Source organism: Streptomyces graminofaciens, assembly GCF_030294945.1.
Classification (GTDB): domain Bacteria; phylum Actinomycetota; class Actinomycetes; order Streptomycetales; family Streptomycetaceae; genus Streptomyces; species Streptomyces graminofaciens.
In genome coordinates, this window is sequence record NZ_AP018448.1 from 8,250,433 (window position 1) to 8,275,294 (window position 24,862).

Here is a 24,862-nt window from a genome sequence, read left to right on the forward strand (position 1 = left end):
CGTGGGAGCGCAGCATGGCTGACAGACCCGTCGAGGGAAAATGGCTCACCGGCTGGGATCCCGAGGACGAGGACCGCTGGGAACGGGACGGCCGCCGTATCGCCCGCCGCAACCTCGTCCTCTCCGTCCTCTCCGAACACATCGGGTTCTCGGTGTGGACGCTGTGGTCGGTCCTCGTCCTGTTCATGTCCCCCGAGATCGGGCTCGGATTCGACTCCGGGGAGAAGTTCCTGCTCGTGGCGGTCCCCACCGTCGTGGGCGCTGTGCTGCGGCTGCCCTACAGCCGTGCGGTGACCCGGTTCGGCGGACGCGACTGGACCGTGTTCGCCACCGCCGTCCTGCTCGTGCCCACCCTGCTCGCCCTGTACTTCGTCCAGCGCCCCGGCACACCGCTGTGGGTGTTCCTGCTCATCGGCGCCGTGGCCGGCCTCGGCGGGGGCAACTTCGCGTCGTCGATGACGAACATCACCGCCTTCTATCCGCAGCGCCGCCAGGGCTGGGCCCTCGGTCTCAACGCGGGCGGCGGAAACCTCGGCGTCGCGGCGGTCCAGCTCGTCGGACTCGCGGTCACCTCGGTGGCCGGGCGGACACACCCCTCGTACGTCGCGGCGGTCTACCTTCCGCTGATCGTGGTCGTCGCCCTGCTCGCGGCGTGGAAGATGGACAACGTGGACACCGTGCGGTCCGCACCCGGCGCCCAGCGCGAGGCGGTCCGCGACCCCGACACCTGGTGGATCTCCCTCCTCTACGTCGGCACCTTCGGCTCCTTCATCGGCTACGGCTTCGCCTTCGGCCTCGTCCTGCAGAACGAGTTCGACACCACCCCGATCACCGCGGTCGGATACACCTGCCTCGGCCCGCTCCTGGGCTCCTGCGCCCGCCCGCTCGGCGGATGGCTGGCCGACCGGGCGGGCGGAGCGAGGGTCACCTTCTGGAACTTCCTCGGCATGGCCGCCGGCACGCTCGTGCTCCTCCTCGCCTCCCGCGCACACTCCTTCGGCCTGTTCGTCGCCGGGTTCATCGTGCTGTTCGTGCTCAGCGGCCTCGGCAACGGCTCGACGTACAAGATGATCCCGGCGATCCACGCGCACAAGGCGGAGCGAGCCGTCACCGCCGGATGCGACGCGGCCGACGCCTTCGCCCGCGCCCGTCGGCTGTCCGGCGCGGTCATCGCGATCGCCGGCGCGGTGGGCGCCCTCGGCGGTGCCGCCATCAACCTCGCCTTCAAGCTCTCCTACTCCGACGGCTCCGGCTCCGGAGCCCCCGCCTTCGTGGCGTTCCTCGCCTTCTACGCCCTGTGCCTGGTCCTGCTGCGGCTCACCCGTCCACACCGCCCACCGGCACCGGTCACGCGCGCGTCCCGCGGCATCGAGGAGACCAGCCGTGTCTGAACCGCCCTTTCCCACCCCGCGGACGCGCACCCACTGCCCGTACTGCGCACTGCAGTGCGGCACGCTCCTGCACGGCGACCGGGAGACAGGTGTGCGGGTGCGACCGGCGGACTTCCCGGTGAACCGGGGCAAGCTGTGCCAGAAGGGCTGGACCGCCCCCGACGTGCTGACCGCCGCCGACCGGCTCACCCGCCCCCTGTCCAGGGGCCCGGACGGCCGGCTCACGGGCACCTCCTGGGACACCGCGCTGGACACGGTGGCCGAGCGGATACGCGCCCTGCGCGCCCGGCACGGTCCGGACACGGTGGCGGTCTTCGGCGGAGGCGGCCTGACCAACGAAAAGGCCTACCTGCTGGGGAAGTTCGCCCGTCTCGCCCTCGGGACCAGCCAGATCGACTACAACGGCCGGTTCTGCATGTCGTCCGCCGCCACGGCCGGAAACGAGGCGTTCGGCGTGGACCGGGGCCTGCCCTTTCCCGTCGCGGACCTGCGCGACGCGCGGACCGTGCTGCTGGCCGGCGCGAACGTCGCCGAGACCATGCCGCCCCTGCTGCAACACCTCGACCGGGCCGAACTGATCGTCATCGACCCGAGGCGCACCGCCACCGCACACCGCGCCACCCTGCATCTGCAGCCCGTGCCCGGCACCGACCTCGCCCTCGCCCTCGGGCTCCTGCACATCGCCGTCGTGGACGGGCTGCTCGACCAGGACTACATCCGGCGGCGCACCCACGGCTTCGAGGAAGCGGCACGCCGGGCGATGGCCTGGTGGCCCGAGCGGGTCGAGTCCGTCACCGGCGTACCCGCCCGCGACCAGCGCGCGGCCGTCCGGCTGCTCGCCCGGCCCCGGAACGCGTACGTACTGACGGGCCGGGGCGTCGAGCAGCACAGCCAGGGCACCGACACCGCGGCCGGGTTCATCAACCTGGCCCTCGCCCTGGGCCTGCCGGGATCCGGGCGCGGCGGGTACGGGTGCCTGACCGGACAGGGCAACGGTCAGGGAGGCCGGGAACACGGACAGAAGGCCGACCAACTGCCCGGCTACCGCTCCCTCACCGACCCCGCGGCACGCGCCCACGTCGCCGGCGTATGGGGAGTGGCGCCGGACGACCTGCCGGGCCCCGGGCGCAGCGCCTACGAGCTCCTGGACGCGCTGGGCGCTGACCACGGGCCGCGTGCCCTGCTGGTCTTCGGGTCGAACCCGGCGGTCTCGGCGCCGCACGCCGCCCACGTGACCGAACGGCTGGCGTCCCTCGAGCTCCTCGTGGTGGCCGACTTCGTTCCCTCCGAGACCGCCCGCATGGCCGACGTCGTGCTGCCCGTCACCCAATGGGCCGAGGAGGAGGGAACGCTGACCAGTCTGGAGGGCCGCGTACTGCGCCGCCGCGCCGTGATACCGCCCCCGGCGCAGGCCCGCAGCGACCTGCGGGTGCTGCGCGACCTCGCCGTGCGGCTGGGCCAGCCCCCGGACCGCTACCCGAGCGATCCGAGGGAGGTGTTCGAGGAGTTGCGCGCGGCGTCCCGGGGCGGACGGGCCGACTACTCCGGCATCACCTACGAACGGCTGGACGCCGGCGAGTGCCTGCACTGGCCCTGCCCGGACACCGAAGAGCGTCATCCGGGCACGCCCAGACTCTTCCTGGACCGGTTCGCGCACCCCGACGGCAAGGCACGGTTCGCCGCCGTCGACCATCGCGGTCCCGCCGAGGACATCAGCTCGGCGTACCCCCTGCACGGCACGACCGGCAGGGTCCTGGCGCACTACCAGTCCGGGGCGCAGACCCGCCGGGTCGCGGAGCTGAGCGCGGCCGTCCCCGAGCCCTTCATCGAGGTCCACCCCGACACCGCGGCCCGCTCGGGGGTGGTCGACCGCGGCCTCGCCCGCGTCACGTCCCCACGGGGCAGCATGACCGCCCGGGTCCGACTGGACCCGACGATGCGCCCGGACACCCTCTTCGCGCCCTTCCACTTTCCCGGGGACGGGCGGGCCAATCTCTTCACCCACCCCGCCCTGGACCCACGCAGCGGCATGCCCGGGTTCAAGGTGAGCGCCGTACGACTGGAGCCCGTGTCGGAAGGGGCGCCCGGCGGCCGGCGCCCGGCACGCTCCCCCACTGCCTCAAGGGAGTGGGAGGCGCCCCCACCCGACGCACCGGGCGAAAGCCCAGGTACATCCGGTACGAGCGCTTCCACCCGCCACGCCGAGAGCCCGCTCCCCGGCCCGCTCTCCGGCCTGCTCCCCGGCCCGCTCTCCGGCCTGCTCCTCGGTCTGCCGCCCGGCCTGCTGTTCGGTCTGCCGCCCGGCCTGCTGTTCGGTCTGCCGCCCGGCCCGTTCCTCGGCCCGTTCCTCGGTCTGCCGCCCGGCCCGCTTCCCGGCCTGCCGCCCGGCCCGCTCTCCGGCCTGCTCCTCGGTCTGCCGCCCGGCCCGCTCCTCGGCCTGCCGCCCGGCCCGCTCTCCGGCCCGCTCCCCGGCCCGCCGCCCGACCCGCTCCTCGGCCCGCCGCCCGGACCACTCCCCGCCCCGCCCTCCGGGCGGACGACGCCACTTCCGGCACAGGCCCTGGACGCGATGCCCGAGGTGACGCCATGAGTCGGATCCTCGTCGTCGGCAACGGCCCGGCCGCGCACCGTCTTGCCGACCGCCTGCGGCACCACGGCCACACCGGACCCCTCACCGTCCTCGGGGCCGAACCCAGCCCCGTCCACCACCGGCCGCTGCTGTCCGACGTCGTCGCCGGCCTGCTCCCCGCCGAAGCCGTCCGCCTGCCGCCCCCGCCCGACACCCGGGTGCACACCGGCACGGTGGTGACGGGCATCGACCGGCCACGGCACGAAGTACGGGCGGAGCGGGACGGGATCGAGACCGTCCACTCCTACGACACCCTGGTCCTCGCCACCGGAGCCCGCGCCGTCGTCCCCGCCGTCGTCGGCGCGACCGGCGCCGACGGACGCCTCGCGGCGGGCGTGACCACCCTGCGTACGGCGGCGGACTGCGCCCGGATCACCGGGGACAGCGTGGTGGTGCTCGGCGGCGGGCCCCTGGGCGTGGAGACCGCCTTCGCCCTCGCGGCCCGGTCCACCCACACCACGCTGGTCTGCGCCCACCCCCATCCCCTGCACGAGCGGCTCGGCGCACCCTGCTCCGGCATGCTCACCGAGGAGCTGGAGCGGGCCGGTGTGACCGTGCTCGGCGGTCGCACGGTGGTGCGCCGCACCCCCGGCCGGGTGCTCCTGGACGACGGAACGACACTGCGCGCCGACACACTCGTCCTGTGCACCGGCGCCACCCCGGACGTACGGCTCGCCCGCGCCGCCGGTCTGCCGGTGCGCCACGGGATCCTGGTCGACGACCGACTGAGCGCCGGAGACCCCCATGTCCATGCCGTCGGGGACTGCGCCGAACACGACGGCCGGACCCTGGGCGGTATCGAGGTCGCCCACGCGCAGGCCGACGCGCTGGCGGGCATCCTCACCGGCCGTGCCACGGCCTACCTGCCTGCCGCGTCCACGTTCCGGCTGCGCGCCCGAGCCGTCGACGTGTCCTGCATCGGCTCCCCGGCCGACTTCGACGAACCCGGCGCCCGCACCGTCACCTTCACCGACCGGTCGGGCCGCCGCCACGCACGCCTCGCACTGCGCGACGAACACCTGATCGCCGCGGTGCTCTTCGGCGTGCCGGAGGCCATAGCCGCCCTCGGCGTCACCCATCGGCAGGGCCGGCGGGTTCCGTCCGACCGGCTGGGGCTGCTCCTCGGTCGGCCGGTGACACCCGCGCCCACCGGTGCCGAGACGGACGAGGACGCCCTGATCTGCCTGTGCAACAGCGTCCGGCGCCGGGCCCTGGCCAAGGCCTGGCGGGCGGGGGCCCGTACCGTCACGGCGCTGGCGGACGCGACCCGGGTCGCCACGGGGTGCGGCGGCTGCGGCCCCGCGGTGGCGCGGCTGTGCGACACCTGGGAGCGCGCGGACCGGAACGCACCGGAGGGGGCCCGGTGACGCGCACCCTGGTCGTCGTCGGACACGGCATGGTCGGGCACCGGCTCGTCGACCGGCTGCGCGTCCTGGACACCTCCGGCGACTGGCGGGTCGTCGTCCTGGCCGAGGAACCTCACCCCGCCTACAACCGCATGGCACTGTCCTCGTATCTGACCGGCCGGACGAAGCAGGACCTCGCCCTCGCCGACCGGGAGTTCCTCGCCGACCCCCTGGTGGACCTCCGCCTCGCCTGCCCCGCCGTCTCCGCCGACCGCGCCACGCGCACGGTGGTGACCGCCGGGGGCGACGTCGTCCCGTACGACGCGCTGGTCCTCGCGACCGGCTCGCGCCCCTTCGTTCCCCCCGTTCCTGGCCGGGACCTGACGCACTGCTTCGTCTACCGGACCTTCGACGACCTGGACGCGATCCGGGGCGCGGCACGCCCCGGCCGCCCGTGCGTGGTGGTCGGCGGCGGACTCCTCGGCCTGGAGGCGGCCCATGGGCTGAGCCGGCTGGGGATGCGCCCCCATGTCGTGGAGAGCGCGCCTCATCCGATGCCGGCCCAGCTCGATCCCGGTGCGGCACGGGTGCTCCACCGGGGCGCCGCCGAACTCGGCCTCGACCTGCGCTGCGGAAGTGCCGTCGCCTCGGTCGAGGGCCACCCCGACGGCACCGTACGGGCCGTCGTCCTCACGGACGGCACGGTCCTGGACTGCGATCTGACGGTCTTCGCCGCGGGTGTCCGCCCACGGGACGAACTCGCCGCCGGGCTGGGCCTCGAACGCGGAGCGCGGGGCGGCATCCTGGTCGACGAGCACTGCCGTACCGCCGACGAGCGTGTCTGGGCCGTCGGAGAGTGCGCCGCCGTGCGCGGGCGCTGCCACGGCCTGCTCGCCCCGGGGTACGCGATGGCCGACACGGTGGCCCGCCAGTTGGCCGGCCACCGTGTCGCACACGTCGGTGCCCTGGACACGTCGACGGAGCTGAAACTCCTCGGCGTGCGCGTGGCCACGTTCGGCACCACGGATCCGGGGGACCGTTGGGCCGTCGAAGTCGTCTTCGCCGAGGGCACCGCCCGCTACGCCAAGGTGTTCCTCCACCACGACACCGGCAGCCTCCTCGGCGGCATCCTCGCGGGCGACACGGGCTCACGCACCGAGCTCGGTCCGCTGGTCGGCCGTCCGCCCCCGGCCGATCTCGAACGGCTCCTCCTCCCCTGACGGGCCCCCGGCGCGGACGGACGGGAGCCCGGCAGGCGGCGGCGCGGACCGACGTCAGCCCACCAGCCCCAGCTCCCGGGCGATCAGCATCCGCTGCACCTCGCTCGTGCCCTCGCCGATCTCCAGGATCTTGGAGTCACGCCACATACGGGCGACCGGGTACTCGTTCATGAAGCCGTAGCCGCCGTGGATCTGGGTGGCGTCGCGGGCGTTGTCGACGGCGACGGTGGAGGAGTAGAGCTTCGCGAGCGCCGCCTCCTTCTTGAAGGGCTCGCCGCTGACCAGCCGGGAGGCCGCGTCGCGCCAGGCCAGGCGGGCCGTGTGGGCCTTCATCTCCATGTCGGCGATCTTGAACTGGATGGCCTGGTTGGAGCCGATCGGGCGGCCGAAGGCGTGCCGCTCCTTGGCGTACTTCACCGACTCGTCCACACAGCCCTGGGCGAGACCGGTGGCGAGGGCGGAGATCGCGACGCGGCCCTCGTCGAGGATGCGCAGGAACTGGGCGTAGCCGCGGCCGAGTTCGCCGAGGAGGTTCTCCGCCGGGACCCGTACGTCGGAGAAGGACAGCTCGCGGGTGTCGGAGGCGTTCCAGCCGACCTTGGAGTAGGGGGCCGCCACCGTGAAGCCGGGCGTGCCCGACGGGACGATGATCGACGAGATCAGCGGCCTGCCGTCCGGCTTGCGGCCCGTGACCGCCGTGACCGTGACCAGGCCCGTGATGTCCGTTCCGGAGTTGGTGATGAAGCACTTGCTGCCGTTGATCACCCACTCGTTCGTCGACTCGTCCAGCCGGGCGGTCGTACGGGTGGCGCCCGCGTCGCTGCCGCCGTCCGGTTCCGTCAGACCGAAGGCGCCGAGGATCTCGCCGGAGCAGAGGCGGGGCAGCCACTCCTCCTTCTGCTTCTCGGTGCCGAAGAGATGGATCGGCATCGCGCCCAGGGAGACACCGGCCTCCAGGGTGATGGCCACGGACGAGTCCACCCGGGCCAGCTCTTCGAGGGCGATGCCCAGCGCCAGATAGTCGCCGCCCATGCCGCCGTACTCCTCGGGGAACGGCAGCCCGAACAGGCCCATGCGGCCCATCTCGCGGACGATCTCGTAGGGGAACTCGTGCCGCTCGTAGAAGTCGCCGATCTTGGGGGCGACGACGTCGTGCGCGAACGCCTCGACCGTACGGCGGAGTTCATCCAGTTCGGGGGAGAGGTGGTGGTCCATCGCTCTTACTGCTCCTTGTGGGAGAGGGCTCGTACGGTGCGGGACGGGCTGGGTCGGCCCAATCGGTCGGCCATCCACACGCTGGTGGCGGTGAGACGGTCGAGGTCGATACCGGTGTCGATGCCGAGGCCGCGCAGCATCCACACGAGGTCCTCGGTGGCGAGATTGCCGGTGGCGCTCTTGGCGTAGGGGCAGCCGCCGAGGCCGCCGGCGGAGGCGTCGACGGTGGTGACGCCGTGCTCCAGGGCGGCATAGGTGTTGGCCAGTGCCTGGCCGTAGGTGTCGTGGAAGTGGACGCCAAGGGTTTCCACGGGAGTGCCCTGTTCGACGAGGGCGGTCAGCAGCCGCCGTACGTGCCCCGGCGTGGCCACCCCGATCGTGTCGCCCAGGCTCAGCTCGTCGCAGCCCATGTCCAGCAGCGCCTTGCAGACCCTCACCACCTGGGGGACCGGGACGGCGCCCTCCCAGGGGTCGCCGAAGCACATCGACAGATAGCCGCGGACATGGACGCCCTGTGTTTTCGCCCTCGCCACCACCGACTCGAACATCGCCAGTGCCTCGTCGACCGTGCGGTTGAGGTTGGCCTTGGCGAAGGACTCGGTGGCGCTGGCGAACACGGCGACGCGCCGGGCGCCGAGGGCGAGCGCGCGGTCCAGTCCGCGTTCGTTCGGCACGAGCACCGGGAGCGCCACCAGGAGGCCGCTGACGAGCGGGAACAGCTGCTCCGCGTCGGCCAGTTGGGGCACCCACTTCGGGTGGACGAAGCTGGTGGCCTCGATCGTCGTCAGGCCCGCCTCGGCGAGACGGTGGACGAACTCCGCCTTGACCTCCGTGGGGACCGTGCCCTTCTCGTTCTGCAGGCCGTCGCGTGCGCCGACCTCGTGGACGCGGACGCGGGCGGGCAGACCCGGGGCCGGTACGACCATGGGCAGTGCCGTGGGTGGTGTCATTCCGCCGCCTCCTCGTGGGGTGCGATCACCGCGAGCACCTGGTCCATGGCGACCGTCGTGCCGGGGGTGACGTCCAGCTCGGTGACCGTCCCGGCGTGCGGTGCGGAGATGACGTGCTCCATCTTCATCGCCTCCACGACCAGCAGGCTCTGACCGGCGGTCACCTCGTCCCCGACGGCCACCTTCACCACCGTCACCGTGCCCGGCATCGGCGCGGTCAGCGAGTCGGCGCCGCCCGCCCCGGCGCCGGTGAGCGAGGCCGCCACCGGGTCGTGGTCGCGTACGTGCCAGGCGTCGCCGTCGCGGCCCAGCCAGTCGGCGGCCCGGTGGAACGTGTGGCGGACGCCGTCGAGGGTGACGGAGACATGGTCGTCGGTGACGGTGTGGGTGCCGCGCGGGGCGTGCTCCACGGGGTCCTGTACGCGGAGGTGGAAGGCGACGGGCTTCGGGGTGCCGCCCAGCCGCCAGCCGCTCGGCACGGAGAAGGGGTCGGTCCAGGAGCCGTCCGCCACCGGGGTCAGCCCCGACAGCCGTACGGCCGCCGCCGCCTCGTACACCTCCTCCGGCACGTCACCCGCGAGCAGCCCCTCGACCTCCCGCTCCACCAGCCCGGTGTCCAGCTCCCCGGCGACGACCGCCGGATGGGCCAGCAGCCGTCGCAGGAACCCGGCGTTCGTCTGCACGCCGAGCGTCACCGTCTCCGCCAGGGCGGCCCGCAGCCTCCTCAGCGCGGTCGCCCGGTCTGGTCCGTACGCGATCACCTTGGACAGCATCGGGTCGTACAGCGACCCGACCTCCGTGCCCTCGCTGAGCCCGGAGTCCGTCCGTACGCCGTCGCCCTGCGGTTCGCGGAGCTTCAGCACCGTGCCGCCGGACGGCAGGAAGCCGCGGGACGGGTCCTCGGCGCAGATGCGGGCCTCCACGGCGTGCCCGGTGAGGCGTACGTCCTCCTGGCCGAAGGACAGCGGCTCGCCCGCCGCCACCCGCAGCTGCCACTCGACCAGGTCCAGGCCCGTCACCAGCTCGGTCACCGGGTGTTCGACCTGGAGGCGGGTGTTCATCTCCATGAAGTAGTACGACGAGGGGTCGCCGCCGGGGACGATGAACTCGACCGTGCCCGCGCCCCGGTAGCCGCAGGAGCGGGCCGCCTGGACCGCCGCCTCGCCCATCGCGGCGCGCGTCTTCTCGTCGAGGAGCACACTCGGCGCCTCCTCCACGACCTTCTGGTGCCGGCGCTGGAGAGAGCACTCGCGCTCGCCGAGGTGGATGACGTTCCCGTGCCCGTCGGCCAGGACCTGGATCTCGATGTGCCGGGGCCGGTCGATCCACCGTTCGACGAGGAGGGTGTCGTCGCCGAAGGAGGCGCGGGCCTCGCGGCGGGCGGCGGCGATCTCCTCCTCCAGGGCGCCGAGGTCCCGGACCAGGCGCATGCCCTTGCCGCCGCCGCCCGCGCTGGGCTTCAGCAGCACGGGCGCGCCCAACGCACGGGCCGCGTCGGCCAGTTCGGGGTCACGGCCGCCGGGGACGACCGGCACCCCGGCCGCCTGCACCGTCTCCTTGGCGCGGATCTTGTCGCCCATGAGGGAGATCGCCGAAGCGGGAGGGCCGATGAAGACGACCCCCGCCTCCTCGCACGCCCGTGCGAAAGCCGCGTTCTCGGCGAGGAAGCCGTACCCGGGGTGGACGGCCTGGGCGCCGGTGCGGGAGGCGGCGTCGAGGATGCGCTCCACGGACAGATAGCTCTCGGTGGCCGGCGCCGGGCCGATCCGTACGGCCGTGTCGGCCTCCCGGACGTGCCGCGCGTCCGCGTCCGCGTCGGAGAAGACGGCCACCGAGCGGACGCCCAGCGCGCGCAGGGTGCGGATGACGCGGACCGCGATCTCGCCGCGGTTGGCGACAAGCACTGTGTCGAACATGGGTCCTCACATCCGGAAGACGCCGAACTGGGGGTCGCCCAGCGGCGCGTTGGCACAGGCGGTCAGGGCGAGTCCCAGCACCTGGCGGGTGTCGAGGGGATCGATGACCCCGTCGTCCCAGAGGCGGGCGGTGGCGTAGTAGGCGTTGCCCTGGCGCTCGTACTGGGCGCGGATGGGCGCCTTGAAGGCGTCCTCGTCCTCCGCGGGCCATTCCTGGCCCTGCGCCGCCAACTGGTCCCGCTTGACCGTCGCGAGCACGGACGCCGCCTGCTCGCCGCCCATCACCGAGATCTTGGCGCCCGGCCACATCCACAGGAAGCGCGGTGAGTACGCCCGGCCGCACATCGAGTAGTTCCCCGCGCCGTACGAGCCGCCGATCACGACCGTCAGCTTCGGTACGCGCGTGCAGGCGACCGCCGTCACCATCTTGGCGCCGTGCTTGGCGATGCCACCGGCCTCGTAGTCCCGGCCGACCATGAAGCCGGAGATGTTCTGCAGGAAGACGAGCGGGATGCCGCGCTGGTCGCACAGCTCGATGAAATGGGCGCCCTTCTGGGCGGACTCGGAGAACAGGATGCCGTTGTTGGCGACGATCCCGACCGGGTGGCCGTGGATCCGCGCGAAGCCCGTGACCAGCGTCTGCCCGAACTCCGCCTTGAACTCCGCGAAGCGCGAGCCGTCGACCACGCGCGCGATGACCTCCCGCACGTCGTACGGCGTGCGCGAGTCGACCGGCACCGCGCCGTACAGCCCGTACGGGTCGACCTTCGGCTCGACGGCAGGTTCGACGGACCAGGGCAGCGGTCCTCGGGACGGGAGGGTGGAGACGATCGTCCGGACGATCCGCAGCGCGTGGGCGTCGTCCTCCGCGAGGTGGTCGGTGACGCCCGACACGCGCGCGTGGACGTCGCCGCCGCCCAGCTCCTCGGCGGTCACGACCTCGCCGGTGGCGGCCTTCACCAGGGGCGGCCCGCCCAGGAAGATCGTCCCCTGGTTGCGGACGATCACCGCCTCGTCGCTCATGGCCGGGACGTACGCCCCGCCGGCCGTGCACGAGCCGAGGACGGCCGCGATCTGCGGGATCCCCGCGCCCGACATCCGCGCCTGGTTGTAGAAGATCCGCCCGAAGTGCTCGCGGTCGGGGAAGACCTCGTCCTGCATGGGCAGGAAGGCGCCGCCGGAGTCGACGAGATACAGGCAGGGCAGGCGGTTCTCCAGGGCCACCTCCTGCGCGCGGAGGTGCTTCTTCACGGTCATCGGGTAGTACGTGCCGCCCTTGACCGTCGCGTCGTTGGCGACGATCACGCACTCGCGCCCCGCGACCCGGCCGATCCCGGCGACGACACCGGCGGCGGGGGCCTGCCCGTCGTACATCCCGTCGGCGGCCAGCGGAGCCAGCTCCAGGAAGGGGGAGCCGGGGTCGAGGAGGGTGTCGACCCGGTCCCGGGGCAGCAGCTTGCCGCGCGCGGTGTGCCGGGCCCGGGCCTTCTCACCCCCGCCCAGCCGCGCCGCGCCGAGCTTGCCGCGCAGCTCCTCGACGAGGGTGCGATGCGCCTCCTCGTTGGCCCGCCAGGCCTCCGACGCGGGGTCTGCCGCGCTCGTCAGCTCCGGTGCCTGATGCATCCTGCGATCCCCTCACCTTGTTAATGAGCGTTAACGCATTTCCTCCAGGTTAACGAGCGCTAACCTCCCTGTCTAGAATCGACTTCATGGCCACCAGAACCGACGCCCCGACCCGCCGCGAGCAGATCCTCAAGGAAGCCGCCCGACTCTTCGCCGAGCGCGGCTTCCACGGGGTCGGGGTCGACGAGATAGGAGCGGCCGTCGGCATCAGCGGCCCCGGTCTCTACCGCCACTTCGCGGGCAAGGACGCCATGCTCGCCGAGCTGCTCGTGGGGATCAGCGGGCAGTTGCTGACGGGCGCGAAGCGGCGGCTCCAGGAGGCCGACGGGGTGGCGGCCGAGGCGGTCCTCGACTCGCTCATCGAGGGGCACATCGACTTCGCGCTGGACGACCGCCCCCTGATCACCCTGCACGACCGCGAGCTGGACCGCCTCCGCGACAGCGACCGCAAGCTGGTCCGCCAGCTCCAGCGGCAGTACGTCGAGCTGTGGGTGGAGGTGCTCCGGGAGGTCTACCCGGCCCTGGCGGAGCCCGCGGCCCGCTCGGCGGTGCACTCGGTGTTCGGCCTCCTGAACTCCACACCCCACCTCGGCCGACCGGGGGCCCTGCCCGGCCGGGCGACCACGGCGGCCCTGCTGCACCGGATGGCCCGGGGGGCGTTCGCGGCGGCGGAGCCGACGACCGCCGGGTGATACGCCGAACCCTCGACCGTGGACGCGCCCGGAAGGTCGGCGGATCGCCGCGCAGCCTGTTCCCTCCTCGGCGTCCGCGCCCTGCGCCAGGTCGCCGGCTGTGACCGCGACGACGGCTATGGCCATGACGATGGCCATGAGAGCGGCCGGGGCGGCTCCGGAACCGTCTCCCGCGCGGCCTGCTGACCCGCCGTCGGCGGGCCGTCGGGCGTGACGAGCGTTACGGGTGACTCTCTGGACGGCTGTCCCTACCCGCCGGTACGGTTGTTCTGAGCAAGCGCTTAGCCGAGGGGCGCAACCAACGATTGAGGCCCCCTACGGCGAGCGACCACACCCGCGAGAGCGGCGCCGGCTTAGGCGCAGAGAGGGGCCGGCGGTGCGCCGTACGGTGTTCAACGAGGATCACGAGGCGTTCCGGGAGACCCTGCGTGCCTTCATCGAGGCCGAGGTCGTGCCCGTCTACGACGAGTGGTTCGCCGCCGGCCAGGCGCCGCGCGAGTTCTACTACAAGCTTGCCGAGCTGGGCCTCTTCGGCATCACCGTGCCGGAGGAGTTCGGCGGCGCCGGCATCGACTCGTACAAGTTCGAAGCCGTGATGTACGAGGAGACCGCCCGCGCGGGCGTGCAGTTCGGCGGCTCCGGCGTGCACGTGCTGCTCGGTCTGCCGTACGTCAAGCTGCTCGCCACCGACGAGCAGAAGAAGCGCTACCTGCCGAAGTTCGTCTCCGCCGAGGAGATGTGGGCGATAGCGATGACCGAGCCGGGCACCGGCTCCGACCTCGCGGGCATGAAGACCACCGCCAAGCTGAGCGAGGACGGCACACACTACGTCCTCAACGGCTCCAAGACCTTCATCACCGGTGGTGTGCACGCCGACCGCATGATCGTCTGCGCCCGCACCTCCCCGGCGACCGCCGAGGACCGCCGCCACGGCATCTCCCTGTTCGTCGTGGACACCAAGGCCGAGGGCTACTCGGTGGGCCGCAAGCTCGACAAGCTCGGGCTGCGCACCTCCGACACCGCCGAGCTGGCCTTCGTCGACGTCAAGGTCCCGGTCGAGGACCTGCTCGGCGAGGAGAACAAGGGCTTCTACTACCTCGGCCACAACCTGGCCTCCGAGCGCTGGGGCATCGCCTACGGCGCGTACGCGCAGGCCAAGGCGGCCATCCGGTTCACCAAGCAGTACGTCAAGGACCGTGTCGTCTTCGGGCAGCCGGTCGCCGCGTTCCAGAACACCAAGTTCGAGCTGGCCGCCTGCCAGGCCGAGGTGGACGCCGCCGAGGCCGTCGTCGACCGCGCCACCGAGGCCCTGGACGCCGGCGAGCTGACCCCGGCCGAGGCCGCCTCCGCGAAGCTCTTCGCCACCGAGGTCGCCCACCGCGTGATCGACCGCTGCCTCCAGCTGCACGGCGGCTACGGCTTCATGAACGAGTACCCGATCGCCCGCCTGTACGCGGACAACCGCGTCAACCGCATCTACGGCGGCACCAGCGAGATCATGAAGTCGATCATCGCGAAGGACATGGGTCTGTAAGGCACCGGAAATTACCATCCAGTACAACTGACCTCATGAGTCAGGCACCACTTCAGGATCTCCTCGATCTGCTCGACCTCGAGCAGATCGAGGAGAACATCTTCCGCGGTCAGTCCCGGCCCGCCATCGTCCCCAGGGTCTTCGGCGGGCAGGTCGCGGCCCAGGCGCTCGTCGCCGCCGGGCGCACGGTCCCCAGGGACCGGCTGCCCCACTCCCTGCACGCGTACTTCCTGCGCATCGGCGACCCCGGCGCACCCATCGTCTACACCGTCGACCGTATGAACGACGGCCGCTCCTTCACCGCGCGCCGCGTCCTCGCGGTCCAGCACGGGCAGCCCATCTTCGCCCTGTCGGCGTCCTTCCAGCGGTACGAGGAGGGGCTCGAACACCAGGCTCCGATGCCGTCCGCGCCCGACCCGGAGACCCTCCCCACCGCCGAGGAACGGCTCGCGGGGTACGACCTCGCCCCCGAGGTCGTACAGAAGATGCTGGAGTCGCGGGCCGCCGTCGACGTGCGCTACGTCGACGACCCGCCGTTCGGCCGGTACGGCGAGCCGCGCGAGCCGCACTCGCAGGTGTGGTTCCGCGCCGACGGCAAGCTGGACGACGACCCGCTCCTGCATGTCGTCCTCGCCACCTATGTCTCCGACATGACGCTCCTCGACTCCATCCTGCTGGCGCACGGGCGCGGCGGCTGGGCCGTCGGTGACGTGGTCGGTGCCTCGCTGGACCACGCCATGTGGTTCCACCGCCCGTTCCGGGCCGACGAGTGGCTGCTGTACGACCAGGAGTCGCCGTCCGCGTCGGCCGGCCGCGGCCTCGGCCAGGGCCGGATCTACACGCGGGACGGGCGGCTCGCCATCTCGGTGATCCAGGAGGGCGTGGTCCGCGTACCCCGGTGAGGGGCGAAATGCGGACCGCGCGGACCGTGTTGCGGGCGTTTGGGTGACATGCGTCACTGGCGAAGGAAACAACCAGAAAATCCCTTTGGGAGGAATCAAGATGGTTGAACCCTTCACCGGTGGGAATTCCGCCGTCGCGGTCTGGTCGGAGTTCTGCGCCATCGCCCCCAGCCCGGAGCTGCGCGAGAGAGTGCGCCGCGAACTGGAGCGGGTCCGCGGCGAGTCGGACCTGGGCAGCATGTTCCGCACCAACGGCGCCCCCCGCAGGCTCGGCTTCGACGACGGCACGATCATCCCGGCGGGCGAGTTCCCGCCCGGCACACCGCACGAGGCCATCCGGAACGCGGCCGCCACCCGCACGCCGCTGACCGGCGCGGTCCGGGTCGTCGTCGTCCTGGCGGACTTCCAGGACAAGCCGATGACCGCCGAGAAGGAGCACTTCGAGAAGCTGTTCTTCTCCGTGGGCGAGCTGCGGCACGGCAGTGTCCGGGACTACTTCCGCGAGGTGACCCATGGCCTGGTGGACATCGTCGGCGAGGTCATCGGTCCCGTCCGGCTGCCGAAGAAGCTCTCCTGGTACGCCAACAACAACTTCGGCATCGGCCGCCCGAGGGGTGAGGCACGCGCCCGGCTCATGGCCAGGGACGCCGCCGTCCTGGCCGACCCCCTCGTCAACTACGCGCCGTACGACAACGACGGCAACGGTTTCGTCGACGCGTTCATGGTCCTGCACGCCGGCTCCGGCGGCGAGGCCACCGGTGACCCCGGGGACATCTGGTCGCACAAGTGGGTCCTGCCGAGCGCGTACAACGCCGACGGCGCCCGGATCTTCGGCTACCTCACGATTCCCGAGGACGCCAAGATCGGGGTCTGCGCCCATGAGCTGGGGCACCTGCTGTTCGGCTTCCCCGACCTGTACGACATCGACGGCTCATCGGAGGGTGTCGGCGACTGGTGTCTGATGGGCGGCGGTTCATGGGGCGGCGGCGGAGACATCCCGACGCACCCCTCGGCCTGGTGCAAGGTCCAGCAGGGCTGGGCCAAGGCCGTCAACGTCACGAACGACACGACGCTGTCCATCCCCGACGTCAAGAGCGGCTTCGAGGCGCACCGGCTGTGGACCGACGGCCTGCCGGGGAACGAGTACTTCCTGGTGGAGAACCGCCAACGCACCGGGTACGACACCTCGTTGCCCGAATCCGGCCTGCTGATCTGGCACGTCGACGAGGGTCAGCAGGACAACTCGAACGAGAACCACTTCATGGTGGGCCTGGTCCAGGCCGACGACCAGCGCGACCTGGAATGGGGCACGAACCGCGGCGACAGCGGCGACCCCTACCCCGGGAGCACCGGCAACACCGCGTTCGGCGACCGGAGCAGCCCCAGCTCCCAGTCGTACGCTGGGGCCCCGACCGGTGTCTCCGTCACGGACATCTCGGCGTCCGGCGCCACGATGACGGCCAGGGTGTCGGTGTCCTCGGCACAAGCCGTGCGCATGCCGGTCGCCGTCGCCGCCGGGCCCGAGGCGGAGGACATGTCCGCGCTCGTCGAGACCATCCATGAACTGCAGGAACGGCTCGCCTCCTTGGAGCAGACGGTGGCGAACTACCCCTGGGCGGGCGCCGAGGCCTACCTCCGGCAGAGCGCGCGGCCCGAGCCCAAGGCTGCGGCGGGCGGCCCGCAGTCCCCGGCCAAGGCGAGCAACTCGCAGGCCAGGCACCGGCACCAGGGCCCACCCCATCGGTGACCGCCGGCCATGGTGCAGGCGATCGACAACCGGACCGATCTGACCACGCGGCTGGTCGGGACCGAGCAGCACCCACGGTTGGCCGACTGGGACCGGGCGGAGGTGGAGGTGCTCGCCGCCGAGCCGGTGGCCGGCTACGCCGACCTGCTGTCGCGGAACGTCGGGCACCGCCTGCTGCTCGCGGTGCCGCGCCCGCTTCTGGCGGACGCGGCACCGGGGTCCGTCATCCGCGTACGGGCCAGACTGGCCGCGGGTGAGGCGATGGCCGAGCGCAGACCGACACCGGGCACCTTCGCCGTCGAACCGGCGCCGGGAGGTGCGTGAGGCCGGTCATGACGAAACACAGTGGTCGGCTCATGGGCCCGCGCCCCGTGCTTTCAGGGGCGCGGGGAGAACTGCGCGAGCGACCACACACGACCCGCGGCCGCCGAGGAACTCTCCCTCCCCCGAGCTGTCGGGCGCTCCCCGCCGGCCGGAGGCCTACGCCAGCCCCGCCTGTTCCAGCAGGTACGCCGTCATCGGGTCGTAGTAGCGCGGGCTGAGGACGTGGTCGTCGAGCGGGACCGCGACCTGGAGGGTGCCCTCGGACTCGGCGAGGAACAGGGCCGGGTCGTTGCAGTCCGCGTAGCCGACGGAGTCGATGCCGAGCTGGCCCGCGCAGCCCGCCCAGCCGTGGTCGGCGACGACCAGGTCGGGCAGTGGACGGCCGGCGCCCTCCATGCCTCTGAGAATGGCGCGCATCGGCTCGGGGGAGTGGGTGTGCCAGAGGCTGGCGCCGTGTTCGAGGACGGCGACGTCCGCGAACTGCATGACGTAGCCCTCGTCCGTCTGCAGCCCGTCCGGGATGACGACGATCTCGCAGCCCGCCGCGCGCAGCGCCTGCGCCGTCGCCCGGTGCACGTCGAGGAGGCCGCCGGGGTGGCCGGTGGCGAACAGGACGCGCTGCTTGCCGGCCGCCGCCTTGCGGAGCCGGGCGGCCATGCGCTCCAGGGCGTCGACCGTCAGGTCCGGGTCGATGGTGTCCTGGCCGTAGCGGTGCCCCGGGTCGTCGTTCACGCCGACGCGCTCGGCCATCACGGCGAGTACGTCCTGCTCGTCGCTCCAGCGGTCGCCCAGCTCCAGGCCCAGCCAGTAGTGGCGGTTGCCGTTGGCCAGTTCGCGGTAGTGGGAGAGGTTGTTCTCGCGCGGCGTGGCGACGTCGCCCGCGATACGCGTTTGTACGAGGTGCTCGACGAGCTCGGCGCGGCTGGGGGTCCCGGATATCGGCATGCCTCCATTGTGAGGCAGACAACTGCGGGAGTCCCGGCCGTCCCGGGCGCTGCGACCTGCGTCACTCCACCCACCGCGCCGTTCAGCCTGTCCGCAGCGCGAACCACAACTCCATCCGTACGTCCGGGTCGTCGAGATCCGCCTCCAGCAACGCGGCACAGCGGCCGATCCGTTGGCGCACGGTGTTGCGATGCACCGCCAGCGCCACGGCCGTCCGGTCCCAACTGCCGTGCAGGGAGAGCCAGGTGCGCAGGGTCTCGCCGAGGGCGGGGGAGTCGGCGAGGGGCGCGAGGAGGGCGCGGGCGTGGGCGGCCGCGTCCACCGCCGGGACCAGGTCGGCCAGCGCGGTACGGGCCCCGTGCCGGACCAGCGCCGTACGGGTGGCCCTCGCCCGGGCCAGGGCGCGGGCCGCGTGGGTGTCGGCGGCGGCCCACTCGTGCGGGGCGGCCGGGGCGGCGACCCCGAGCGTCCAGCCCGGCTGGGCGGTGACCTCGTGGTCGGCGGGGACGAGGATCCGTACGACATCGCCGTGGGCGTCGACCAGCGCGGAGCCGAGGGCTGCGCCGAGCGCTGCGGCGGAGACGGTGTCCGGCGGCGGCCCGTCGTCCGCCGGGCGGGCGTGCACGACCAGCCACGGCCCGGCGCCGAGCAGCGGCGCGACGTCCTCCGGGGACGCCCCGAGGAGCAGCCGCACGAGCGCCGCCGCCCGGGCCGCGCCGGTGCCGCTCTGCTGTTCGCCGGTGAGGAGGGAGAGGAGTACGGCTGCCACCGCGGCGATGGTGTGGTCGCCGTGTTCGCGCCATGGAGTGGCCACCCCGAGCACGAATCCCTGCCCGGCGCCGAGGGCGTACGCGGAGAGGTGCGTGCCGTCGACAGTGTCGGTGGCGGAGGCGGGGATGGGGGCGGGAGTGGGGGCGGGTGTGGATGTGGATGTGTGCGGGGAGAGCTCGGGGGGTCGGGGTGTTCCGGCGGGTGCGGGTTCGTGGGGGCCGACCACTGTTGCCAGGTCGGCCAGGGCGGCCGGTGTCGGGCCCCGTCCCGCCGACGCCAGCTCCACCCCCTCCGGCCCGTACAGCACCGCTCGGCCGCCGACCCGTCCGGCCAGCTGTCGCAGTACCGCGCGTACCGGGTCCGGGCGGGACGCCGCTGCGGCCAGGCTCTGCTGGGCCTCGGTGACACGGCGGAGTTCGGCGTGGCGGGCGCGGGCCATGAGCTGCCAGACGGCGCGGGCGACACCCGAGAAGGTCGTCCGCGGCGGCACCTCGATCAGCGGCAGGCCGTAGGTGTCGCAGGCCTCGACGAGCGCCCTCGGCACCGTGTCGTGCACCGGGGCCACCCCGAAGCCGAGGGCCGCCCCGCCCGCCGCGACGACGCGGGAGACGTAGTCGTCGAAGTACGTCCCCGAACCCGCAGGCTCCGGGACATGGATCCCGGCCGTCAGCAGCAGCTCGCCGCCGAGCAGGTACGGGTAGGGGTCGGACATCTCCGAGGTGTGGGCCCAGTGGATCGCCGTGTCCTCGTCCACCGGGCCGGCGATCTGCCGCAGACCCAGGTCCTCGCGGGCGAGGAGGGCCGAGAGGGGCACGGGTGGAGTGGGGGGAACCACGGGGTCCGGCATGATGTGCGTTTCCTTCATCCTCATCGGCCCGAATGGATGAAACGTACACTTCGCAGCCGCTTTCCGGCCACCTAAGGTCAGTGCTCGTCGCCCGCCACCGAGCATGTACTGAAGTAGTACATATGTGATGAAGCACAGGAAAGAAGGCAGAACATCATGAGCGGCATCGAGACGCCCCGAGGCCCCGTCGACTCCTCCCGCATCCCCCGGTACGCCGGGCCCGCCACCTACGCCCGGCTGCCCCGCCTCGACGAGGTGGGCCGCGCGGACGTCGCGGTCGTGGGCGTGCCGTTCGACTCCGGCGTCTCCTACCGGCCGGGCGCCCGCTTCGGCGGCAACGCGATCCGCGAGGCGTCCCGGCTGCTGCGCCCCTACAACCCGGCCCAGGACGCCTCCCCCTTCGCCCTCGCCCAGGTCGCGGACGCCGGTGACATCGCCGCCAACCCGTTCAACATCGACGAGGCGGTGGAGACGGTCGAGGCGGCGGCGGACGAGCTGCTGGGGACGGGGGCGAGGCTGATGACCCTGGGCGGCGACCACACCATCGCGCTCCCGCTGCTGAGGTCCGTGGCCAAGAAGCACGGCCCGGTCGCCCTGCTCCACTTCGACGCGCACCTCGACACCTGGGACACGTACTTCGGCGCCGAGTACACGCACGGCACCCCGTTCCGGCGGGCCGTGGAGGAGGGAATCCTGGACACGGAGGCGCTGTCCCACGTGGGCACGCGCGGCCCGCTCTACGGCAAGCAGGACCTCACCGACGACGAGAAGATGGGCTTCGGGATCGTCACCTCCGCCGACATCTACCGCCGGGGCGCCGACGAGGTCGCGGACCAGCTCCGCCAGCGCATCGGCGACCGTCCGCTCTACATCTCCATCGACATCGACTGCCTCGACCCGGCCCACGCGCCGGGCACGGGAACCCCGGAGGCGGGCGGCATGACCTCCCGCGAGCTGCTGGAGATCCTGCGCGGCCTGGCGTCCTGCAACCTGGTCTCCGCCGACGTCGTCGAGGTGGCGCCCGCGTACGATCACGCCGAGATCACCGCCGTGGCCGCCTCGCACACGGCGTACGAACTCACCACGATCATGTCCCGCCAGATCGCGCAGGCGAAGCAGTCGAAGCAGGAGAAGGCAGCGAAGTGACCCACGACCACGACCTGGTACTCCGCCCGACGGCCGCCCAGACGGAGGCCGCGCTGAACCCTCCCCCCGGCCGCACCGGCGGAGACCTGGTCGTGGAGACCCTGGCGGCGCTCGGCACGACGACCGTGTTCGGTCTCCCCGGCCAGCACGCGCTCGGCATGTTCGACGCCCTGCGCCGCTCGGACCTCCGCTATATCGGCCTGCGGGTCGAGAACAACGCCGGCTTCGCGGCGGACGCGTACGGCCGGATCACCGGCGAGGCGGCCCCCCTGCTGCTGTCGACGGGCCCGGGCGCGCTGACCTCGCTCCCCGCGCTCCAGGAGGCGGCGGCGGCCTCGGCGCCCGTCCTCGCCATCGCCAGCCAGATCCCGACGGCGGGCCTCGGCGGCGGCCGCCACGGCTACCTCCACGAACTCCCGGACCAGTCGGCCTCGTTCAGGGGCGTGGTCAAGTCCGTCCACACCGTCCGTACGCAGTCCCAGATCCCGTCCGCGATCGAGGCGGCCTGGAAGTCGGCGCTGTCGGCCCCGCACGGCCCGGTGTGGGTGGAGATCCCGCAGGACGTGCTGCTGGCCGAGACCCTGATCCCGGTGGTGACGGGCGGCGACGCCTTCCCCGAGGACCTGCCTCCCCGCCCCGAACTGACCGCTGTGGCAGCCGACTTGCTGTCGAAGGCGGTCCGTCCGGCGATCATCGCGGGCGGGGGAGTGGTACGCGCGGACGCCTCGGGCAAGCTGAAGCAGCTGGCGGAGGTGCTGAAGGCGCCGGTGGTCACCACGCCCGGCGGGAAGGGAGCCTTCCCCTGGAAGCACCCCCTGTCCCTCCAGTCCTGGCTGGAGGACCGCCACACGACGGACTTCCTGGAGGACGCGGACGTGCTGTTGGTCGTCGGCTCCGGGCTCGGCGAACTCTCCTCCAACTACCACACGTTCAAGCCACGCGGCCGGGTCGTCCAGATCGAGGCGGACCTTGGCAAACTGGAGTCCAACCACCCCGCGCTGGGCATCCACGCGGACGCCCGCCTGGCGTTGCAGGCGCTGCTGGAGACGGTGGAGGAGCGCACGGACGACTCCGCCCCGGATCGCGTACGCACACTGCTCGCGAAGGTCGCCGACCGCATCGCGTCCCAGGAACTCACCCTGGAACAGCAGCTCTTGGCATCGATCCGCACGGCCCTCCCCACCGACTCCCCGTCCTTCTGGGACATGACGATCCTCGCCTACTGGGCCTGGTCGGCCTTCGACGCCAAGGGCCCGGGCCGCATGCACTCCGCCCAGGGCGCCGGCGGCCTCGGCTACGCCTTCCCCGCGGCCCTGGGCGCGGCGGTCGCCGACCCCACCGCACCCGTACTCGCAGTCTCCGGCGACGGCGGCGCGCTGTACTCGATCGCCGAGCTGGCCACGGCGAAGCAGTACGACCTCCCCGTGACGTGGCTCATCGTCGACGACGGCGGCTACGGCATCCTGCGCGAATACATGACGGACGCGTTCGGGGAGGCGACGGGGACGGAGCTGGTACGCCCCGACTATGTGGCCCTGGCGGAGTCGTTCGGCGTCCCGGGCGTGCGGACGACCCCCGAGACGCTCACGGCCGACCTGGCCAAGTCCCTCGCGACGCCCGGCCCTTCGGTGGTCGTGCTTCCGGCGCTGCTGCGGATGTTCGCACCGACGCACCTGCCCACGTAAGGAGAGCGGTACATGGGGGAGCCGTCCATGGAGTCGCCGGTGGAGCCGTCCGTGGAGTCGCCCATGGAGTCGTACCTGGCCGAGGTCGTCGACGGGCTTGCGTCGGTGTTCCCGGACGGTGTCGCCGACGAGGACTACCCGCCGCTGCTCGTGATCCTCTCCGAGTCGCTGTCGGAGCGGAACCTGGGCGTGGTCGTGGAGGCGGCGTTCGGGGTCGATCGGCATGTGGCGCGGAACGACATGGCCGCGGCGCTGTCCGTGCGGCGGCCGGCGCCCGGGCGGGTCGGGCGGCTGAAGGCGCGGATGGTGGAGCGGGGCTGGGAGCTGGACGACGAGGACGACGGGGGCGACGGGGACGACCGGGACGACGAGGGCTGAGCCCCTGTCGTCCCGGTCGTCCCCGTCGTCCGGGTGCGCCGTCAGGCGGTCAGCGCAGGGACTGGCCGAACAGGGCGTCCGTGTACGGGGCCGAGAGGTCCTTCGCGCCGAAGGCGAGGGCCGACTTCGTGGTGAGGCCGGAGGCCGTGCCGCGCAGGAGCCAGACCGCGCCGTTGTCGCTGTTCTCGGTGGGGGCGCCGACGGCGAGGTCGCGGTGGCCGTCGCCGTTGACGTCGACCAGGGCGGTGGACGCGCCGAACTTGTCCTCCGACTCGGCCGCCCCGGGGATCCCGGCGGTGTCCTGGGTGAAGGCCTGCGCGCCCGTGCCCGTGACGCCGGAGGCGCTGCCGTGGAGCAGGGCCACCGAACCGGCGTTGGTCAGCTTGCCCAGGTCCTCGTACGCGATGCCGAGCGCGATGTCGGCGTAACCGTCACCGGTGACATCGGCGACCGACACCGACGAGCCGACGACGTCGCCGGACTCCTGGACGCCGGGGAAGCCGGGCAGGTCCTGGTCGAAGGAGACCGTGTTGGCCTCGGAGGGGCCGGTGGCCGAGCCGTACGCGACGCGCACCTGCTCCGACCAGTCGTCGGCGCCCACGACGATGTCGTCGAAGCCGTCGCCGTTCACGTCTCCGATGCCCGTGCCGGCCGCGCCGCCCGTGGTGTCGCCGGGTGTCCAGCCGCGGGTGAAGCCCGAGGCGGCGCCCAGGAGGAGGCGGTTGCCCCACGTTCCGTCGCCGGTGTAGTGCCACTGGACGATGTCGTCGCGGCCGTCGCCGTTGACGTCGCCGACCTGGCCGGAGACGACCGGTCCGGTGATCGAGGACGGGCCGTCCTCGCAGCCGCCCTTGGTGTTGCAGGACGCGTCGTCCGCCTCCCAGCCCCACCACAGGGACTTGTCGAGGAGGGGCAGTACGGCGGCCGGCTTGCCCGCGCGCGAGATGGGGCCCTTCCACAGCGCGGCCGGGGAGCCCTCGGGGTCGTCGCCGCCGACATCCTTCACGGAGAACAGGGCCAGGTCGGTCTTGCCGTCGCCGTCGAAGTCGCCGGCCTGGGGCGCCGCCCCGTACCCGGCGAGGTTCGTACCGCCGGTCAGGCCGGACTTCGAGCCCCACAGGACGACCGAGCCCGCCGGACCGCCGGAGATCACGAGGTCGCCGTAGCCGTCACGGTCGAGGTCGCCCTTGGCGAAGGTCGTGCCGAAGCGCTGGTTGGCGGTGGCGGCGCCGGGGACCCCGCTGGTGGAGCGGCTGATCAGCTTCCGCTTGGCGGTGTTCGTGGTCGACAGGCCCGTGGAGGAGCCGTACAGGACCTCCACGTAGCCGGCCTTCGCCTTGCTGGACACCGTCGCGTTCGGCGCGCCGACGACCAGGTCGGCGTAGCCGTCGCCGTTGAAGTCGTCGGCGACCGGGACGGACTTGGGGGCGGCCGACGCGGAGCCGAGGCCGCCGGTGAGGACGACGGAGGCGGCCAGGGGGACGGCGAGGAGGGCGCTGCCGAGCGTGATCCTGCGGCGTCGGGGCGCCCTGCGCGAACGGAACATGGCGGTGCCTTTCGAGTCGGTGAATGCCCCCGGTGGGGTGTTCAGGGAGTGCGAC

General features: G+C 72.6%; 18 protein-coding genes and 1 pseudogene. 12 read left to right on the forward strand and 7 right to left on the reverse strand.

Annotated elements, in window-relative coordinates:
• Nucleotides 1-14: 14 nt before the first annotated feature.
• The 4 genes and pseudogenes from SGFS_RS36265 to SGFS_RS36280 all read left to right on the forward strand — a co-directional run bounded on the left by SGFS_RS36265 (nucleotide 15) and on the right by SGFS_RS36280 (nucleotide 6,586).
• Nucleotides 15-1,391 carry a nitrate/nitrite transporter gene (locus SGFS_RS36265; RefSeq protein WP_286256385.1) on the forward strand — a complete coding sequence of 459 codons (1,377 nt, stop codon included), beginning with the start codon at nucleotides 15-17 and terminating at the stop codon, nucleotides 1,389-1,391.
• Nucleotides 1,384-3,462: pseudogene (locus SGFS_RS36270) on the forward strand (molybdopterin oxidoreductase family protein); the annotation flags it as partial. The gene SGFS_RS36265 and the pseudogene SGFS_RS36270, both read left to right, overlap by 8 nt.
• 515 nt (nucleotides 3,463-3,977) lie before the next feature.
• Nucleotides 3,978-5,387: an FAD-dependent oxidoreductase gene (locus SGFS_RS36275; RefSeq protein ID WP_286256386.1), complete on the forward strand. Its 1,410-nt coding sequence runs from the start codon at nucleotides 3,978-3,980 to the stop codon at nucleotides 5,385-5,387.
• Complete coding sequence (locus SGFS_RS36280; protein WP_286256387.1) at nucleotides 5,384-6,586, forward strand: NAD(P)/FAD-dependent oxidoreductase; 1,203 nt, start codon at nucleotides 5,384-5,386, stop codon at nucleotides 6,584-6,586. The genes SGFS_RS36275 and SGFS_RS36280 overlap by 4 nt, the downstream gene beginning before the upstream one ends.
• A gap of 54 nt (nucleotides 6,587-6,640) precedes the next feature.
• On the opposite strand, the gene SGFS_RS36285 is transcribed toward SGFS_RS36280, so the two are convergent.
• From SGFS_RS36285 to SGFS_RS36300, 4 genes are read right to left on the reverse strand one after another with little or no spacing between them, the layout of a single operon-like run.
• Entirely contained in the window at nucleotides 6,641-7,801 is a 1,161-nt protein-coding gene (locus SGFS_RS36285; RefSeq protein WP_286256388.1) for an acyl-CoA dehydrogenase family protein, read from the reverse strand.
• A 5-nt stretch (nucleotides 7,802-7,806) separates the two neighbouring features.
• The gene (locus SGFS_RS36290; RefSeq protein ID WP_286256389.1) at nucleotides 7,807-8,751 is read right to left on the reverse strand and encodes a hydroxymethylglutaryl-CoA lyase; all 945 of its coding nucleotides are present in this window, start codon (nucleotides 8,749-8,751) and stop codon (nucleotides 7,807-7,809) included.
• On the reverse strand, nucleotides 8,748-10,667 hold the full coding sequence (locus SGFS_RS36295) for an acetyl/propionyl/methylcrotonyl-CoA carboxylase subunit alpha (protein ID WP_286256390.1): 1,920 nt from the start codon (nucleotides 10,665-10,667) through the stop codon (nucleotides 8,748-8,750). Before SGFS_RS36295 ends, SGFS_RS36290 begins: the two co-directional genes overlap by 4 nt.
• A gap of 6 nt (nucleotides 10,668-10,673) precedes the next feature.
• Nucleotides 10,674-12,290: a carboxyl transferase domain-containing protein gene (locus tag SGFS_RS36300; RefSeq protein WP_286256391.1), complete on the reverse strand. Its 1,617-nt coding sequence runs from the start codon at nucleotides 12,288-12,290 to the stop codon at nucleotides 10,674-10,676.
• Nucleotides 12,291-12,376: 86 nt separating this feature from the next.
• On the opposite strand from SGFS_RS36300, the gene SGFS_RS36305 reads away from it, so the two are divergent.
• The 5 genes from SGFS_RS36305 to SGFS_RS36325 all read left to right on the forward strand — a co-directional run bounded on the left by SGFS_RS36305 (nucleotide 12,377) and on the right by SGFS_RS36325 (nucleotide 17,489).
• Complete coding sequence (locus SGFS_RS36305; RefSeq protein WP_286256392.1) at nucleotides 12,377-12,982, forward strand: SACE_7040 family transcriptional regulator; 606 nt, start codon at nucleotides 12,377-12,379, stop codon at nucleotides 12,980-12,982.
• Nucleotides 12,983-13,358: 376 nt separating this feature from the next.
• Entirely contained in the window at nucleotides 13,359-14,516 is a 1,158-nt protein-coding gene (locus tag SGFS_RS36310; RefSeq protein WP_286256393.1) for an acyl-CoA dehydrogenase family protein, read from the forward strand.
• Nucleotides 14,517-14,551: 35 nt separating this feature from the next.
• A complete protein-coding gene (locus SGFS_RS36315; protein ID WP_286256394.1) occupies nucleotides 14,552-15,418 on the forward strand; it encodes an acyl-CoA thioesterase in 867 nt (288 codons plus the stop codon).
• A 100-nt stretch (nucleotides 15,419-15,518) separates the two neighbouring features.
• A complete protein-coding gene (locus SGFS_RS36320) occupies nucleotides 15,519-17,165 on the forward strand; it encodes a M6 family metalloprotease domain-containing protein (protein ID WP_286256395.1) in 1,647 nt (548 codons plus the stop codon).
• Between the two features lie 9 nt (nucleotides 17,166-17,174).
• On the forward strand, nucleotides 17,175-17,489 hold the full coding sequence (locus tag SGFS_RS36325) for a hypothetical protein (RefSeq protein WP_286256396.1): 315 nt from the start codon (nucleotides 17,175-17,177) through the stop codon (nucleotides 17,487-17,489).
• 156 nt (nucleotides 17,490-17,645) lie between these two features.
• Here SGFS_RS36325 and SGFS_RS36330 read toward each other — a convergent pair whose 3' ends face one another.
• Together SGFS_RS36330 and SGFS_RS36335 are read right to left on the reverse strand one after the other, a co-directional pair.
• Entirely contained in the window at nucleotides 17,646-18,434 is a 789-nt protein-coding gene (locus SGFS_RS36330; protein WP_286256397.1) for a phosphatase, read from the reverse strand.
• A gap of 82 nt (nucleotides 18,435-18,516) precedes the next feature.
• Nucleotides 18,517-20,052: a PucR family transcriptional regulator gene (locus SGFS_RS36335; protein ID WP_286256398.1), complete on the reverse strand. Its 1,536-nt coding sequence runs from the start codon at nucleotides 20,050-20,052 to the stop codon at nucleotides 18,517-18,519.
• A gap of 156 nt (nucleotides 20,053-20,208) precedes the next feature.
• Between SGFS_RS36335 and speB the strand changes: the two genes are divergently transcribed.
• From speB to SGFS_RS36350, 3 genes are read left to right on the forward strand one after another with little or no spacing between them, the layout of a single operon-like run.
• Nucleotides 20,209-21,198, forward strand: coding sequence for an agmatinase (gene speB, locus SGFS_RS36340; protein WP_286256399.1), 990 nt, complete (start codon nucleotides 20,209-20,211; stop codon nucleotides 21,196-21,198).
• Entirely contained in the window at nucleotides 21,195-22,883 is a 1,689-nt protein-coding gene (locus SGFS_RS36345; protein ID WP_286256400.1) for a thiamine pyrophosphate-binding protein, read from the forward strand. The genes speB and SGFS_RS36345 overlap by 4 nt, the downstream gene beginning before the upstream one ends.
• A 12-nt stretch (nucleotides 22,884-22,895) precedes the next feature.
• Nucleotides 22,896-23,261: a DUF3349 domain-containing protein gene (locus SGFS_RS36350; protein ID WP_286256401.1), complete on the forward strand. Its 366-nt coding sequence runs from the start codon at nucleotides 22,896-22,898 to the stop codon at nucleotides 23,259-23,261.
• Nucleotides 23,262-23,310: 49 nt separating this feature from the next.
• On the opposite strand, the gene SGFS_RS36355 is transcribed toward SGFS_RS36350, so the two are convergent.
• Entirely contained in the window at nucleotides 23,311-24,807 is a 1,497-nt protein-coding gene (locus SGFS_RS36355) for an FG-GAP-like repeat-containing protein (RefSeq protein WP_286256402.1), read from the reverse strand.
• Between the last annotated feature and the right edge of the window lie 55 nt (nucleotides 24,808-24,862).